Origin of the sequence: Fodinibius salicampi (assembly GCF_039545095.1) — a bacterium.
In the GTDB taxonomy this organism is placed as follows: Bacteria; Bacteroidota; Rhodothermia; order Balneolales; family Balneolaceae; genus Fodinibius; species Fodinibius salicampi.
The window spans coordinates 145,883-162,382 of sequence record NZ_BAABRS010000003.1 but is presented as its reverse complement, the minus strand read 5'-3'; the positions used below and the strand labels follow the sequence as shown (position 1 = coordinate 162,382).

The following is a 16,500-nucleotide window of genomic DNA, read 5'->3' as shown; positions in this document are numbered from 1 at the left end:
TTTGTCCTGCTAATTATTCCCTCTTGCAAGAAATTATTTCCGTCTACCAACTAAAATAAATACGCATGTATCTCTTTAGAAGTTATTTAGGAGCGTTGATAGGTGCTGGCATTTTATTTGCGAATAGAAAGGGTGTGATACCAAACTGAACGCTAATAGACAGTTTAGCCGGTGAAGAAAAAAATTGAACAGGCCCAAAAATATTTAAAGTGGCAAAAGCCCAATCAGGCTATTGCCGAACTGCGTCCTTTGTTGCGAAATCATAATAGTACACCGGAATATGCATGGATACCCAACCATATGATGGGTATCGCGCTTTCCCAGAAAGCGGAATATGAATCATCCGCCAAGTATTTTGAAAAGGCCATTAAGAGAGGATCAGTAGAACCGGAAACCTATCATATGCTTTCGGTCAATTATTATAATTTGGGTCAGTTCGAAAAGGCTGAGCGGTACGGGAAAGAAGCAGTTGAGCGGAAAACTGATTTCCTGAAAGCGTGGCTGAATCTGGGATCGGTGTACCGCTCGCAGGCCAAGCTTGATGAGGCCCTGCGGTGTTATCAGAAAGCCAACCAGTTGGATCCCAAAAATGCCGGAGTTGCTTTTAGAATTGGTGAAATTTACCGGGATCAGGGTGATTTGGGACAAGCTCTGAAACTATTCGATATAACTTTGAAGATCGAGAAAGACCATAAACGTGCTATTCTGGAGAAGGCTGATATCTATAAAAAGAAAGGGAATTATAAGAAAGCCCATAAATGGATATCTGAAGCAAAAGATATGTATAGTGACCTAACACCTATTGAAATCAGTGAAGCAGAACTTTATAAGTCGGAAGGAGATTATGACAGGGCGATACAGTTATACGAAAAACTACTCAAAGAAAAGCCAGATTACGGAGCTCTGCGAGTAAACTATGCACTTTGTCTTCAGGAAGTGAGTCGGTTTGAAGAATCCGAAAAGCATTACCGCCGCGCGATTGAGGATACTAACAGTAATTTGGCAGCTATCTCTAACTATCTGATGGGATTACATTACAATCCCAAAAATAATAGAGAGCATATTTTTAAAGAACACCTCCGGTTAGGAAAAAAGTTCATTTCCCAAGATAATATAGTAAGGGCTTTACCTGATAGCAAGGCTGGGAATAAACGGTTAAAGATCGGTTTTGTCTCCGGAGGATTTCGCAGCCATCCGGTGGGATGGATGATTTCGGGGGCGCTGGAACAGTTGTCGGAAGATCATTTTGAAATCTACTGCTACACGACTAATAATAAATTTGATTTTGTAACCCGTCGAATTCACCAAAATATTGAAGTATGGCGGTCGGTAGTAGGATATAGCTCCAAAATCATTGAGAGAATTATTCGTGAAGACGAGTTGGATATATTGGTGGATTTATCTGGACATTCAGCCGAAAATTGTCTTGAGGTAATGGCCCATGAACCAGCGCCTATTATCGTAAAATGGGTAGGCGGATTGTTTAATACTACCGGACTGAAAGCCTTCGACTACCTGATCAGTGACTGGCACGAAAGTCCGGAGGGCGAAGAACCGTTCTATACCGAAAAATTAGTGCGCCTGCCGGACGATTACATTACCTTTACGCCCCCGGCTTACGCTCCGGAAGTAGGGGAGCTGCCGGCTAAGAAGAATGAGTATATTACTTTTGGGTGTTTTAATAACCCTACCAAGGTTAATGAGGTAGTATTGAAACAGTGGGCGGAGATTATGCATCAAGTGCCCCAAAGTCGGTTATACCTGAAGAGCAAGCAGTATGATACAGCCTCATTCCGAAAGCAAATCCTGGAAGTTATGAAAGAAGAGGATATTGCTGAGGATCGCATCGAATTTGAGGGGCATACTTCCCACGATGATCATTTAGGCGCTTATAATAAGGTTGATATTGCGCTTGATCCCTGGCCATATTCAGGAGGTTTGACCACTTGTGAGGCTCTTTATATGGGCGTACCCGTTATTACCATGCCCGGACCTACTTTCGCTGGACGGCATTCTACCACACATTTAATTAATGCGGGATTAGAGCAATGGGTTGTCGACAGTTGGGATGATTATACACGAAAGGCTATTGGTTTGACCAGCAATTTGGAAGAGTTAAAGGAATGGCGGTTTAAACTTAGAAACCAGTTGCTAAATTCACCGGTTTGCGACGGTAAGCGCTTTGGAGCTCACCTCTCGGTAGCTTTCCAGAAAATGTGGGAGCAGTGGGTAGATGGATATGAAAATGAGGTGGAAGAATGGCAGGATCACATTGAGATTGAACCATTACCTCAAGAGATGATTGAGAAATTGACCGATGGACCTGATACCACCCCTCTTATTACGATAAAAGACGAGGATAATACAAACTCTGTATTAGGAGAAGAATCAAACAAAACACCATCCGAGGATATACAACAACCTATAGCGGCAGAAGAAATGATAACAAAGACACCGGCGAATGGTCAGCAAGTCACAAAGGATTTGAATGGTCAACAAAACAAGACCTATTATATAGAAACCAAAGATGGTGTGACGGTCTGTACGCCTTCTGATCTTAAGATGCTTACCCCGTACGTACTGCTGGAGCAAGAGCAATGGCTTGAACCGGAACTGGATTTTATCCGACAGTACCTGCAACCCGGCATGCAGGTAGTAGATGTGGGGGGCTCATTCGGTGCTTATGCTTTGCCTATGGCAAAAAAGGTAGGCGGTGAGGGAGCAGTATATGCTTTTGAACCCAGTGCGATAGCTAGTCAGTACCTGGAGATGAGCAAGTCAGAAAATGGATTTACCCAACTTGAGATTATAAAACGGGGGTTGGGACAAGAAATTGGTAAAGGTAAGTTAAAGATAGCCGAAAGCCCCGAATTTAACACTATTGATAAGGATGGGGAAGAGGATGTTTCGATAACGACTCTCGATGCCTGGTGGAATTTTGCGGGGAAACCGGAAATACACATCATGAAGATAGATGTTAATGGCATGGAGGCGGAGATGCTGCAGGGGGCTGCGAAAACACTTGAAACAGCTGAACCCATCATATTGGCGTCTATTGGAGAGAATAAAGAAAGTCTGGCGGTATTGCGAGAGCAGCTGACTAGTATGGGGTATGTTCTGTTTGAATATATCCCGGGACCCGGAGTATTATCTGGCCATGACCCTGAAGCAGGGGTTGACCCATATACAATGAATATAGTCGCGATTAAAGAAAGTCGAATTAATGAATTTAAAGAAGCAGGATGGATTTTCGATGAAACGGCGACCCCCGAAAACCCGGAGAGTACATTATGGAAAGAAATATTGAGCACCTTACCATGGACTGATTCCCTGATGGAGGGCTGGAAAGAGAAAGTCGCCTCCGGAGACCATGAAGAATATATGCTGGCCCTAACCATGATTTGTGCTGCCGAGCAGATGGAGGTAAGTGCAGGTGATGCTCAATCCCAGTCGCGCAAAGGAGCGACCATGCTGGCGGCTGCCCAAAAATTGATTGGCTTATTTAATAGCGGCCAGGCAGGGATCTCCGCTGCTATGACCTATGTTCGCGTAATGAATCAGTTAGGCAAACGAACCCAGGCCGTAGAAATGATGAAGGAACTGATGGAAACGGTGAATTCCGGGAAAGATATTTCAGTTGAATTGCCTTTTCTTCCCCCGCTTCAAGAGCAGGATGAGGCAGATATACAGACTGATTTTCCCAAATGGCTAACGGTACGCATTGTAGAGGCCTGGATTATGCTGAAAAATCCGTCGACTTATATGAGTGGAGAGCAGGAAAAACAGATGCTTAAAGCGTTGGAAGGAAATCCGGAGCTTAATAGTGAACTTTGGAAGAGTATTAGATTATCTAATGAAGAAAATGAAGAGGTTTTAGATATAAAACGGAATCAGTGGTTTTGGAGTGCAAGTGATAGTAAAGAACTATCGACTATTTCCGTGACCTCTAATGGTCACTCCACTACTGTAAATGGTCTTAAACATTTGTATTTGGGTTATCCTGGCAAGAAGGGGGGCGCTCATGGTATTCATGAGATAAGGACCCGGAAAGTAGCTCAGGAAATCGAGAAAAAGGGAATCCAAACAAGCCTTATTTCTTCTTCAGGCCCCGAATTCTTAGATGCCCTATCCAAAGTAAAAGATAATGATGGCTATGCCTGCTATTCAGGCGTAATGGGATATGACCTGAAAGTACATGCTGATATGGGAGTTTCCGGAAATATTTTTGACCTGTTGGATATACCCGTTTTTGCTTTCCTAGGAGATCACCCTTATACCGATTTTATGTGGAGCAGAATTGTAAATAGCGCAGATAGAACAGTTTTCCTTACATCAATTCCTTCATTGAAAGAAGAGATGGAGCAAATTTTTCCTAATACTGCTGTAAAACAGATAGGCAATCTCTTTCCCTTGTCGGTACAAAATGGTGATCTTAAGTCAATAGGTAGCCGACCTGTTGATGTGCTTGTTCCGTGGGGTTTGCACAAGTTTTTTGGTAATCAAGAATCCCTTGCACAGCAGTTGCAAGCAATTGGACGAAGGCAAAAAGACCTTGGAATGGCATTATATAATGAGGCTGTTGGGAATTATCGCACATCTATTTTGACCATTTTTACCGAGCTTTATCAAGCGGAATTCGGAGGCCAATACCCATTCGGGAACACTAAGACAAAAGAAGATTTTCGCTGGCTTAGAGTTTTGAGTCTGGTTGACTGGATGATCCGAAAAGATCGCCGTATTAAGATGCTCAGAGAACAGCTTAGTTTTCTACCCGAAAAATACCGGGCTGTTATAACAGCAAATGAGAAACTGGCAGAAGTAATTCCTGAATTAAAAGGTAAGAATAATATAGAATGGGTTGGGCAAATCAGTAAGCAAAAGCTCAACCAGTTTTATCGCAATTCCAAGGTTGTATTCAATTGTAATCCCACTTACCTGGATAATATTCATCCTAGAGTATATGAAGGTATTAGTAATGGTTCTTTTGTGATTTCAGACTTTAACGAAGCATTGGAAACGACTCTATTCGGTCAAGATGCTATAGGGATTGTTGATCAAAAGTCTAACGAGAAGAACCTGGTGGACTATCTGGAAGAGGATTGGAAAGACCTTCAGGAAAAAGTGGATCGTGGATGTGAAATCATAGGAGCAGAGTTTACGGCAGAAAATCATGCTCAAAGTATAATTGAAGTAATAACCGAAGAAATGAAATAAGAAATGAAGGGAATCATACTTGCCGGGGGTAGGGGCACCCGTTTATATCCATTAACAAAAGCAGTATCAAAACAATTGATGCCGGTTTATGACAAGCCGATGATATACTATCCGCTGTCGGTATTAATGCTGGCTGATATCCGGGAAATATTGATTATAACGACACCGGAAGACCAGGAAAGCTTTAAGAGTTTGCTGGGAAATGGTTCCAGCTGGGGCATTGATTTGCAGTATGCAGTACAGCCTGAGCCCAAAGGATTGGCACAGGCTTTTACCATTGGCGAAGACTTTATCGGAGACGATGATGTAAGTCTGATTTTAGGGGATAATATTTTTTACGGTCAGGGATTCCAGCCTAAACTGCAAAAGTCCGTTCAGGGTGAGAGTGGCGCTACGGTTTTTGGGTATTGGGTAAGTGATCCTGAACGGTTCGGAGTTGTAGAATTTGATGAAAATAGAAAAGTCAAGTCCATAGAAGAGAAACCGGATACTCCCAAAAGTAATTATGCGGTTACTGGTCTGTACTTTTATGATAACAGGGTAGTTGATGTAGCTAAAACATTGGAACCATCTGACCGTGGTGAGTTGGAAATTACGGACATCAACAAACAGTATTTAGCGTGGGAAGATCTTGATGTTGAACTCTTGGGAAGAGGGTTTGCCTGGCTCGATACGGGAACACACGAGGCTATGAGTGAAGCATCTCAATTTGTGGAAACTATTGAGCGGCGTCAAGGCCTCAAGATAGCCTGCCCCGAAGAAATTGCCTGGCGAAAGGGATGGATTGCATCGGCAGACTTAGCCCAGATGGCTTTTGAATTAAACAAAAGTGGGTACGGCCGATACCTGCAGCAACTTATTCAAAAGGAAGAACATGCCTATGTCTGAAGTTGAAATTATAGAGTTGCCCAAAGAGAAAGACCCAAGGGGCAATCTCACTTTTTTTGAAGATGTAAATCAAATTCCCTTTGAAATAGAACGTGTTTTCTGGACCTACGATGTGCCCGGGGGACAAACTCGTGGTGGACATGCGTATTATGAACAACAGGAATTTATTGTAGCTCTGAGCGGTAGTTTTGACGTAGTCGTCACACAGCCGGATGGAAAGGAAGTACGTCATCGACTTAATCGGTCTTACTATGGATTGTATTTGCCGCCTAAGAAATGGCGCCATCTTGATAATTTTTCTACAAATGCACTCTCTTTACACGCTTCGGACAGGAAATTTACAGAAGATGATTATATCAGAGATTTTGATGAGTACAGGGGGCTTTATGCAAACTAGTACTGTTTATGACTCGACGTTAATACAATTGCCAAAAGTGTTTAATGAAAAGGGAAATATTACGGCCATAAATAACTGGGAAGGAATTATACCCTTTACTATTGACAGAGTCTATTATCTATATGATATCCCGGGAGGCGAGGACCGTGGGGGTCATGCACATAAAGAACTTGAACAGTTGATTATAGCGGCCAGTGGCAGTTTTGATCTGATGTTGAGCGACGGTACCACCAATAAGACATTTAACTTATCACGTCCCTATTACGGAGTTTATATGCCACCCGGACTTTGGCGTGAATTACACAATTTTTCTTCCGGAGCAATCTGCTTGGTACTTGCTTCAGAAAAATATGAAGAGACGGATTACATCCGTGATAAAGAAGAATTTAAGCGTTATAAAAGAAATATTGAAAATGCATTTAAAGAAATTAGTTAGGAAGCTAAGACACTACCGATTCTTTGAGCCTCTATTCTATATAGGGAAAAGTAAAAATGTGAAACGTTATCGTGAGATAAGAAAACGATTAGAGAAAAAAGATAAAGCCTATACAAAAGATCATCCCGAGTTAATTCCGCTGCATAAAAAGTTAAATAGACTTAAAAAGAAACAAATGGTGGAGTGGGAGTCCATTGTGTATTGTGATGGATATTTTTATCAGGGGTACAAGCGAATAGGAATAAATGGGATTAAGCCAACAGAAGAGAGAATAGAAAAGTATGGGATAAAAGAATTCTTTAGTAAGGATAGGGTGGCTTTAGATATCGGCAGTAATGCGGGGTTTTTGACCTGCTATTTATCAGATTTCTTTGAGAAAGTTGATGGCATAGAACTTAACCCCTATTTGATTGAAATGGGGGAGGCGACCAAGAAATTTTTAGAAAGAGAAAATATAGAATTTATCAGCAATGATTTTATAGATCATCAGTTTAAAAGTGAATATGACGTAGTTTTTTCATTGTCAAACCACCATACCATCGATGGCAACTTAGAAATGGGTTTTGAATCATATATCAAAAAGATATATGAGATTTTAGGAGAGGATGGGATATTGTTTTTTGAAAGCCATGACATCGATGGAGGTGATGCCGATTTAGAAGGAAAATTTAAAATTGCATCAAAATATTTTGAGCTGGTAGATCATAAGATGGTTAGAGCTTTTTTTGATGTAGACATTGATAAACTGTTTGCAATATTCAGAAGGAAAAAAGAAAAATCTGAATCAACATCGCTTGACTTTTCTTTAGAAAAAGCCCGAAGCAAATATCATTATTAATAATGGGAAGATTCAGTAAAACATATTACGCACATCCTTTATCCGATATCCACACTGAGGATATTGGGACAGATACTCATATCTGGCAATATGTAGTTGTTCTCCAGAATGCCCAGATCGGTTGCAAGTGCAACATTAGTTGCCATGTTTTTATTGAAAACAACGTGCGTGTGGGAGATGAGGTAACCATCAAAAGTGGAGTACAGCTCTGGGACGGACTACGCGTTGAGGATCAGGTTTTTATTGGTCCCAATGTGACGTTTACTAATGACAAAAACCCAAGGTCTAAACAGTATCCGGAGGATTTTCAGCAGACACATATTTATAATCATGCCTCAATTGGAGCGGGGGCGATTATTTTAGGCGGTACGGAGATTGGGCCGTATGCCATGGTTGGCGCGGGGGCACTGGTTACTAAAAATGTACCGGCAAGGGCGTTGGTCGTTGGACAACCAGCCAGAATTGTTGGCTGGGTAAATGATGATGGTACAAAGATGGAAGAACGTAACGGGTTTTGGATTGACAGCAACAAACAGAAATGGATAGAAGACAATAAAAAGCTGATTAAGGCATGAAGAATGTACCATTTCTAAATCTCAAAGATTATAACAAGAGGTACGAAGATGATATTCAGGCTTCTTTGAACCGGGTTATTAGTTCGGGATGGTACCTTTTAGGGGATGAGAAAAAGTCTTTTGAACTGGAGTTTTCTGATTTTATAGGAGTTGATTATACCATTGGGGTTGGTAGTGGATTAGATGCTCTGAAAATTATTTTGAAAGCCTATCAGGTGATGGGCCATTGTAAAGATGGGGATGAGGTGATCGTACCAGCCAATACGTTTATCGCCTCCATCTTGGCTATCACGGATTCGGATTTAAAACCGGTATTGGTTGAACCCGATGAGAAGACCTATAACATCGATCCAGATTTAATTAAAGAAAACATCACCCCGCGAACGAAGGCGATTATGATTGTCCATTTATATGGGCAAAATGCCTATTCGAAAAAGATTAAGAAATTATGTGATAAATATAACCTGAAGTTAATAGAAGATGCTGCCCAGGCCCACGGAGCACGTTTCAAGGGGCGAAGGATCGGCTCGCTGGGTGATGCCGCAGCCTTTAGTTTTTATCCGGGCAAAAATTTGGGAGCCATGGGGGATGCCGGGGCCATCTGTACAGATAACCAGGAACTGGCCGAATGTTGCCGGATGCTTGGAAATTATGGAGCCGCTTCGAAATATCGGTATAAGCATAAAGGATTTAACAGCCGGATGGATGAGCTGCAGGCAGGGGTACTCCGCGTCAAATTACAAGGACTGGAGGATGATAACCAGCGGCGTCGGGAAGTGTCGAATTTTTACCTGGAGAATATCAGCAATGAAAAAATAGAGCTTCCCGGGCAGCAAAATGCCACTACAGTTCTGAAAGATGAATCCCATGTGTGGCATCTGTTTGTCGTCCGGGTAAAAAATCGGGATCAATTTATTAATCATTTGCAAGAACACGGAGTGGAGGCCTCTATACATTATCCCATAGCACCCAATGAGCAGGCAGGTTATCCTAAGCTGCAGAATTTGTCATTACCGATTACCGAGCGGTTACACCGTGAAGTGGTAAGCTTGCCCATGAGTCCAGTATTAAAACGCGAAGATCTGCAACAAGTAGTGCAGGCGGTAGAAAGTTATTAGAAGTCATGGACAATATACCTGCTGCAAAAAGAAAATATACTGATATATCAATTGCGGATCAGATCCGGCAATATCAACAGCGGTATGAACAGGTTTTAAAAAGATTGAAAAATAAGTCTGTCATTACTGTGGGTTTCCAGGTGATTCATCGATCCATATGGAAGTATGATCGTATCTATCAGCTTATGGATCAGGATCCATTTTTTAACCCTGTTGTTTTTGTATGTCCCTATTTGCGGGAAGGAAAAAAGCAGATGTTGGAAGAAATGAATGATACTTGCGAGCTGATGGAGTCGAAGGGATACGAGACTATTAAGACCTATGATGAAAGAAATGATTCCTGGATTAATATAAAGGAGAAAGTCCAGCCTGATATTGTCTTTTTTTCGGTGCCGTTTGACTATACCGAAGATCAATATCGGATCCATCACTTTACGGATTCTTTATCATGCTATGTGCCATACTTTTTTACGACCAATGGTAAGGAGGGAGGAAACTACGACGGTCCGTTTCACAATTTGGTATGGCGTAATTTTTATGAGACGGATATTCACAAGCGGTATGCTCAAAAGTATGCGCGAAATAATGCAGAGAATGTGGTTGTCAGCGGCTATCCTCAGCTGGATAATTTCTTGTATGAATCTGCCGATTCCGTTTCGGATCCCTGGCCGTTTACAGACCATAAAAAAATTATCTGGGCTCCGCATCACACCATTGATGGACAGGGACAAGGGCTCAATTATTCGACGTTCAAGCAGTATCACGCTGTATTTAAAGATATGGCTCGTGAGTATGCCGATCATATTCAAATTGCCTTTAAACCGCATCCGATGTTAAAGGAGAAGCTTTATAAAGATGAGGAATGGGGTAAAGTGCGAGCCGATCATTACTACCAGTTTTGGGATGAGGTAGAGAATGGCTTGTTAGAACAGTCGGACTATACTGATCTGTTTTTAACTTCTGATGCTTTGATTCATGATTGCTCATCGTTTATGGCCGAGTATTTATCCACATCAAAGCCGGCTTTATATCTGTTGCATGATGATAATGTGGATAGCCGATTGCATGAATTTGGTAAGATGGCGCTGGATAATCATTATCACGCCAAAGATACCGAAGATATTCACGTATTTGTTAAAAGCCAGGTGTTGAAAGGACGTGATCCCATGCAAAAAGAACGCCTTCAATTTGTAGGCCAGCACTTAAAAGCAGGCAATGGCAAGCCCGCTTCTAAAAATATTGTCAATTACATTAAAATGATGATTAAAGGTTGAAATTTATGGTTGAAGTGATGGACATAATAAGCCCGATGCAGATGAGTGACAGTTCTGAATTGTGTGTATTTGAGAAGCTTATGCGAAGATTTGAATTAGATAAAAAAATGTTTTTCAGCTACGATGATGAGATAAAAAATCCAGTGGAAACGAAAGAGTTAACACGGGATGAATACTGTCGGCTGGCGATCAGTTTTTGTCTGCAAGCAGTAAAACAAGAAGATATCCGCTTTTATAATACTGCTTTAAAAATAGGGGACTTGGCAGATATGGAGTTACCTGAAATCAAATTGTAATATAATGGATAAGAAATTAGACGGTGTTTTATTATTGGCCACGGCACATAATATCACGAAGGCCTATATCAATAAATTAAGCAACCTGGGACTGCGTCCATCAAGAATAATACGATTGAACTGGCGCAATAGCAGTTATTCGAATAAGGTAGAAGGACTGTCCGATAAGAAGTTTTCTAACCTGATCAGCGGGATAAACAATAAATTGAAAGCAAGAGAAGTATTTACGGGTGACCTAACGCTTTCTACAGAGAGAGTTTTAGATGATTTAGGATGGGAACGTCAAAATATTACTATTGATCATATTAATGACGAAAAGCTAAAGGCTTTTTTGAGGGATTCGGTGGAAGAAAAATACACCATTTTCTGTGGAGGGGGGATCCTGCGACGACCAATCTTGAATTGTGGAAAGAAGTTTATCCATATCCATCCCGGTCTTGTTCCGGATGTGCGGGGCGCCGACTGCCTGCTTTGGAGTGCCCTGGTGCAAAACCAGATTGGGATGAGTGCTTTCTTTATGAATGCAGGAATTGATACCGGGGATGTGATTGGGCAGCGTAGCTATCCATTGCCACATTTTGATATTGATAGTAAGCAACTTGGACCAAATGTTACAAGAGACCTTCTCATAAACTATGTGGATCCTCATTACAGGGCTCATTTGCTGGGCAATCTTTTTGATAAAGCCCTTAATCCCGACAGCTGGGCCTCAACCAGCCAGGATCTCTCAGAAGGTAAATCATACTATTTCATGCATGATGCCTTATTGCCTCAGGCAATTAATAAGTTTTGTCAATTGAAAATGAAAATGGTGGGCTGATATGCAGGTTTTTATATTTGGCGCGGCACATACCAAAAGTACGCTGGCAGGTCCGGATGATCAGTTAGTGCTCGAAAAGCTCATCAAAGGGCAGCGAGTACTTGATTGGACGATCAATGGATTAAGGCAGGCAGGTATTGAAGGAGATTGTGTATCATTTATTGGAGGATATAAGATTGAGGAAGTGATTGAAGAGTATCCGGATTTACATTATACGGTAAATCCCCAATGGGCCACTACGCATGTTATCGGCTCTCTCCGTTATGCATTGGAATCGTGGAAGGGGGGTGATGTATTACTTACGTACGCGGATACTATTTTCCGCCCCCGGGTTTTTAATGATCTGTTGCAGTATAACAGTCCGGTGACAATCGGGATTGATACGGAGTGGAGAAAGCGGATTCAGCACGGCTATCTGCAAGAGCAGGCCGAAAAGGTACAGCTCAAAGATCATCAGCTAAAAAACATCGGTCGCCAAGAAATTGGTCCTCTACAGGCAGATGCCCAGTTTTCAGGATTGGTAATGCTGAAAAAGCATATTGTCCATAAGTTATATATGCAATTGGTGGAGAATGACCGGGGATTATTGTCGGATAATGATAGCTTATCCGATCTATTACAGTTTATATATCACCAATGGGATATCCCGATAACCACCCACGATCATCGTGGATTATGGGCAGAGCTCGATTCTGAGGAGGATTTGGCTCAGTTTGTGTTTGGTACGAAAGCAGAAACACTTGAGCGAATACAACCATTTGTTAGCAAGTCGCAAGTCTGTGATCAAATACATTTTCCCTTGGAGCAGTGGGAAAAAGAGAGCGATTCGCTGCTCAATGAAATTCAAAGGCAGTTTGCAGACGAAAAGCTCATTATACGCAGCAGTTCACTCGAAGAAGATTCATGGGAAGCTTCGCAGGCAGGAGCATTTTTAAGTGTAGCTGGTATTCAGGGAGCCGATACTCATGCCCTGGAGGAAGGGATTAATGATGTAATTACAGGATTTCAACAAAACGGATCAGCCCAATACAATTCCGATAACCAAGTACTTGTACAGCCCTTTATTACGGATGTGGCTATGAGTGGGGTAGCTTTTTCAAGGCATCTCGAAAACGCGACTCCCTATTATGTAATTAACTATGATGATGAAAGCAGCCGCACAGATACCGTTACTTCAGGTTCATCGGCTAATACAAAATCGATCTCATTATATAAAAATGGTGATTATGAACTGAAAGATGAACGTATTGTCAAAGTAGTTGATGCTATTGAAGAGCTGGAAAGAATTACAGGATACCGGTCATTGGATATTGAGTTTGTACTGACCCATAATGATGAGTTGTATATTGTGCAGGTGCGTCCGATAACTATTCATGATAAGCAATCCAATGACACTCACTTTACAGAGATGTTGGAAGGAGCTAAGCAAAAAGTATCTTCAAGGCTCAGAAATTATCCGCATTTGTTAGGGGAAACAACAATATTGGCCGATATGCCCGACTGGAATCCCGCCGAGATGATCGGGGTTCGTCCCAAGCCATTAGCTCTTTCGTTGTATCAATATTTGATTACGGATACCACATGGCGAAATGCCCGTGCCCAAATGGGATATAGGAATCCAGTTCCTGCCAAGCTTATGTATTGTATCGGGGGACATCCGTATATCGATGTGCGGAATAGTTTTAATAATTTAATTCCTGATGGTTTAAGGGATGATATCGCAGAAAAGATAGTAAATCATTATTTGCAGCGTCTCAATCAATATCCTGAGCTGCATGACAAGATTGAATTTGAGATCGCAATCACCTGTTATAGCCCGGATATTGAGCACCATCTCGATCGCCTGAGAGAGGATGGATTTAATGACTCAGAAATTGATGAGTTAAAAGATCATCTGCGGGTATTGACGGAAGATGCCGTGACGGGCAAGCATGGTCTATCAGTGCAAGAACTTGTTTCCGAAACCGAAGACTTAGACCCGTTTCGGGAGCATTTGCTCGAAGACGATTTTGTTCATCACGAAATTCCCGGACTCATACACACCCTCCTGGATGATTGTAAGGAGCATGGTACACGTCCGTTTTCAATTCTGGCGCGCTATGGATTTATCGCCTCATCTATGATGCGCGGATTTGTGCAGCGAGAGGTTATTACTGACCAGGAGCGATTGAAGTTTTTGAATTCCATAGAAACAGTGGCAGGTCGTTTTGTAGAAGCAATGGGAAAGGTGCAGAATGGGACGATTACACGGGAAGACTTCCTCGATGAGTATGGTCATTTGCGTCCAGGTACCTATGACATAACCTCTTACAGCTACGATGAAAATCCGGAACAGTATTTCCCAGCGGTTAAGCGTTCTTCACCGTCTGCCAAGAGTAAAGCCAGAGCTTCAGGTGGTTCGGGCTTTACATTTAATCGGGAAACCATAGAAGCCATTGATAATGAAATTAAAAATATGGGGATGGGATTCAGTGCTCATAAACTGTTGAAATATGTAGGGGAGGCGACCGCTGCACGTGAGTATGCTAAATTTCAGTTCACTAAGAATGTGAGTGCAGTTCTTAAGTTGTTGGCTAAATGGGGCGGAGAGTTAGGATTCGATAGAAGTGAGCTCTCATATCTTTTCATTGAAGATTTATTGAGGCTCAATACCCTGAGTGTGGAAAGACGTCCAAAGTTGTACACCAAACAGAAAATTCAGGAAGGAAAGCACTGGTATAAAGAAGTGAATAAAATCGAGACCCCGCATATAATTATTTCCACCAGTGATCTCGAGGTCATTGAACATCGTAGATCACAACCTAATTATGTTACGGAAAAGGTTATTACGGCACCGATTTGTAAACTTTCGGAAATTAAAGATAAAAAGGATTTAAAGGATAAAATTGTAATGACCGAAGGCGCCGATCCGGGATATGACTGGATATTCTTACACTCTATTAAGGGATTAATTACCAAATATGGTGGGGCGGCTTCACATATGACAATCCGATGTGCGGAATTTGGGTTGCCTGCTGCTATTGGTTGTGGTGAGCAGTTGTTTGAACAGTTAGAACGAGCAAGAAATGTAGAGCTCAATTGTACCAACAAACAAATAAAGGTGTTGGGATGATGAAAAAGATCGGAATAACACAGCGTGTTGTTTATCGTGAAGAGATCGATGAGCGGCGGGATGTTTTGGATCAGGTGTGGTATGATTTTGCCGAAGAAGTTGCAGTACAGCTGATACCTATCCCCAATAATTTGTCAGCACCGGTGGAATATATAACCGCATTAGATGTGGAAGGAATCATACTCTCCGGCGGCAATAATATCGGGATATCGGGGAAAGAGTTGATACCGGATAAGACGATCCAGAAAGATGATGTTGCCCTTGAACGGGACCAAACCGAAATGCAGCTGATCGAATGGGCCACTAATAATCAAAAACCGGTTATTGGTGTTTGCAGAGGATGTCAGTTTTTAAATGCTTATTACGGGGGAACACAATCGAGGGTAGACCCGGCCAAGCATGTGGCTACCAGCCATAAAATTGATATTGTAGAGAAAGAATGGCAGCACACCTTTGGCCCCTCAATGAGTGTAAATTCCTATCACAATTGGGGAATATCAGAAGATAATCTGTCAGGTGCGTTTATCCCTGCCGCCACATGTGAAAACTACATCGAAGGATTTCGAGATATTAATGGAAACCTGTCTGGTATTATGTGGCATCCAGAGCGTTATAATAAATTTAGAAGTGTCGATATCGAATTTTTTAAAAAAATGTTTATCAGATAATGAACAACGATTATACAGCAATTATTCTTGCAGCTGGCAAAGGGACCCGTCTTCGTCCGTTGACGAATAACACGCCCAAATGTATGGTCCCTGTAGATGGCAAACCCCTGTTGGGACGACAACTCGATCTATTAACTCAGCTTGGAATCGAAAAGAATATAGTGGTAACAGGCTATCTAGAAGAGAAAATTGCAGATCCGCGAATAACAAAAGTCCATAATACAGAATATGATACCACAAATATGGTTTATAGCCTTTTTTGTGCCAAGAATTACCTGTCGGGTGATGTCATTGTAGCCTATGGTGATATTATTTATTCCGAGCAAGTGTTACAGAAGCTTCTGCAGAGCGAGAAAGATATGGTTATAGCTTCTGACGAAGCATGGTTGTCTTATTGGCAGCAGCGTTGTGACGATCCGCTTTCGGATGCAGAAACGTTTAAAAAAGGGGCGGGTAATCGCGTAGAATCTTTGGGTCAAACTCCTTCCTCCACTGATGATATTGAGGGACAGTTTATAGGATTAATCAAATTCTCGGAAAATGGTTGCCAGCGTCTTAAAGAAGAGTATGCTACTGCAAATAAATCAGATGCATGGGAAAGCGGCCGAACATTACAAAATGCATACATGACAGATATGCTCAATTATTTTGCTCTTAAGGGAGAGTTGCATTATGTCCCTATCCAGCGGGGATGGTTTGAAGTAGATACGCCCCGAGACCTCAAAATAGCTAGTGATCAAATAAGTCAACCGTTTGCAGAAAACACAGGTCAATAAATTTAATAGCAATGAGTACTCTACATTTACATATAGTTTCCTATAGAACGGGCACTACATCTATTCAAAATACTCTTCACAAGAATAG

The 16,500-nt window shown here is 41.8% G+C and carries 13 protein-coding genes; all 13 read left to right on the top strand.

Annotated features, from left to right (window positions below; translation table 11 throughout):
- The first annotated feature begins 171 nt into the window (after positions 1-171).
- Genes ABEB05_RS11835 through ABEB05_RS11775 form a run of 13 tightly spaced genes read left to right on the top strand, consistent with a single transcriptional unit; the run spans position 172 to position 16,412 of the window.
- Positions 172-5,214 (top strand): FkbM family methyltransferase, encoded by a 5,043-nt coding sequence (locus ABEB05_RS11835; RefSeq protein ID WP_265790393.1) that lies wholly within the window; start codon positions 172-174, stop codon positions 5,212-5,214.
- Positions 5,215-5,217: 3 nt separating this feature from the next.
- Positions 5,218-6,102: a glucose-1-phosphate thymidylyltransferase RfbA gene (rfbA, locus tag ABEB05_RS11830; protein WP_265790392.1), complete on the top strand. Its 885-nt coding sequence runs from the start codon at positions 5,218-5,220 to the stop codon at positions 6,100-6,102.
- Entirely contained in the window at positions 6,089-6,499 is a 411-nt protein-coding gene (locus ABEB05_RS11825) for a sugar 3,4-ketoisomerase (protein WP_425558411.1), read from the top strand. The genes rfbA and ABEB05_RS11825 overlap by 14 nt, the downstream gene beginning before the upstream one ends.
- Positions 6,489-6,935 carry a sugar 3,4-ketoisomerase gene (locus ABEB05_RS11820; protein ID WP_265790388.1) on the top strand — a complete coding sequence of 149 codons (447 nt, stop codon included), beginning with the start codon at positions 6,489-6,491 and terminating at the stop codon, positions 6,933-6,935. Before ABEB05_RS11825 ends, ABEB05_RS11820 begins: the two co-directional genes overlap by 11 nt.
- Positions 6,913-7,773, top strand: a complete 861-nt coding sequence (locus ABEB05_RS11815; RefSeq protein WP_265790387.1) for a class I SAM-dependent methyltransferase — start codon at positions 6,913-6,915, stop codon at positions 7,771-7,773. Before ABEB05_RS11820 ends, ABEB05_RS11815 begins: the two co-directional genes overlap by 23 nt.
- Positions 7,774-7,775: 2 nt before the next feature.
- Positions 7,776-8,348: an acyltransferase gene (locus tag ABEB05_RS11810; protein ID WP_265790386.1), complete on the top strand. Its 573-nt coding sequence runs from the start codon at positions 7,776-7,778 to the stop codon at positions 8,346-8,348.
- Positions 8,345-9,466, top strand: a complete 1,122-nt coding sequence (locus tag ABEB05_RS11805; RefSeq protein ID WP_265790385.1) for a DegT/DnrJ/EryC1/StrS family aminotransferase — start codon at positions 8,345-8,347, stop codon at positions 9,464-9,466. The genes ABEB05_RS11810 and ABEB05_RS11805 overlap by 4 nt, the downstream gene beginning before the upstream one ends.
- Positions 9,467-9,471: 5 nt before the next feature.
- A complete protein-coding gene (locus ABEB05_RS11800) occupies positions 9,472-10,740 on the top strand; it encodes a CDP-glycerol glycerophosphotransferase family protein (protein ID WP_265790384.1) in 1,269 nt (422 codons plus the stop codon).
- Positions 10,741-10,781: 41 nt separating this feature from the next.
- Positions 10,782-11,036: a hypothetical protein gene (locus ABEB05_RS11795; RefSeq protein WP_345694287.1), complete on the top strand. Its 255-nt coding sequence runs from the start codon at positions 10,782-10,784 to the stop codon at positions 11,034-11,036.
- Between the two features lie 4 nt (positions 11,037-11,040).
- Positions 11,041-11,856 carry a formyltransferase family protein gene (locus tag ABEB05_RS11790; RefSeq protein ID WP_265790381.1) on the top strand — a complete coding sequence of 272 codons (816 nt, stop codon included), beginning with the start codon at positions 11,041-11,043 and terminating at the stop codon, positions 11,854-11,856.
- Between the two features lies 1 nt (position 11,857).
- Positions 11,858-14,968 (top strand): PEP/pyruvate-binding domain-containing protein, encoded by a 3,111-nt coding sequence (locus ABEB05_RS11785; RefSeq protein WP_265790380.1) that lies wholly within the window; start codon positions 11,858-11,860, stop codon positions 14,966-14,968.
- Positions 14,965-15,636 carry a gamma-glutamyl-gamma-aminobutyrate hydrolase family protein gene (locus tag ABEB05_RS11780; RefSeq protein ID WP_265790379.1) on the top strand — a complete coding sequence of 224 codons (672 nt, stop codon included), beginning with the start codon at positions 14,965-14,967 and terminating at the stop codon, positions 15,634-15,636. The genes ABEB05_RS11785 and ABEB05_RS11780 overlap by 4 nt, the downstream gene beginning before the upstream one ends.
- Positions 15,636-16,412, top strand: coding sequence for a phosphocholine cytidylyltransferase family protein (locus ABEB05_RS11775; protein ID WP_265790377.1), 777 nt, complete (start codon positions 15,636-15,638; stop codon positions 16,410-16,412). The genes ABEB05_RS11780 and ABEB05_RS11775 overlap by 1 nt, the downstream gene beginning before the upstream one ends.
- Positions 16,413-16,500 lie beyond the last annotated feature (88 nt).

What these genes read in the sequence shown, in the direction of transcription:
- rfbA (WP_265790392.1), top strand. Translation starts at nt 5,218, where the DNA reads ATGAAGGGAATCATACTTGCCGGGGGTAGGGGCACCCGTTTATATCCA.
- ABEB05_RS11825 (WP_425558411.1), top strand. Translation starts at nt 6,089, where the DNA reads ATGCCTATGTCTGAAGTTGAAATTATAGAGTTGCCCAAAGAGAAAGAC.
- ABEB05_RS11820 (WP_265790388.1), top strand. Translation starts at nt 6,489, where the DNA reads ATGCAAACTAGTACTGTTTATGACTCGACGTTAATACAATTGCCAAAA.
- ABEB05_RS11815 (WP_265790387.1), top strand. Translation starts at nt 6,913, where the DNA reads ATGCATTTAAAGAAATTAGTTAGGAAGCTAAGACACTACCGATTCTTT.
- ABEB05_RS11810 (WP_265790386.1), top strand. Translation starts at nt 7,776, where the DNA reads ATGGGAAGATTCAGTAAAACATATTACGCACATCCTTTATCCGATATC.
- ABEB05_RS11805 (WP_265790385.1), top strand. Translation starts at nt 8,345, where the DNA reads ATGAAGAATGTACCATTTCTAAATCTCAAAGATTATAACAAGAGGTAC.
- ABEB05_RS11800 (WP_265790384.1), top strand. Translation starts at nt 9,472, where the DNA reads ATGGACAATATACCTGCTGCAAAAAGAAAATATACTGATATATCAATT.
- ABEB05_RS11795 (WP_345694287.1), top strand. Translation starts at nt 10,782, where the DNA reads ATGAGTGACAGTTCTGAATTGTGTGTATTTGAGAAGCTTATGCGAAGA.
- ABEB05_RS11790 (WP_265790381.1), top strand. Translation starts at nt 11,041, where the DNA reads ATGGATAAGAAATTAGACGGTGTTTTATTATTGGCCACGGCACATAAT.
- ABEB05_RS11785 (WP_265790380.1), top strand. Translation starts at nt 11,858, where the DNA reads ATGCAGGTTTTTATATTTGGCGCGGCACATACCAAAAGTACGCTGGCA.
- ABEB05_RS11780 (WP_265790379.1), top strand. Translation starts at nt 14,965, where the DNA reads ATGATGAAAAAGATCGGAATAACACAGCGTGTTGTTTATCGTGAAGAG.
- ABEB05_RS11775 (WP_265790377.1), top strand. Translation starts at nt 15,636, where the DNA reads ATGAACAACGATTATACAGCAATTATTCTTGCAGCTGGCAAAGGGACC.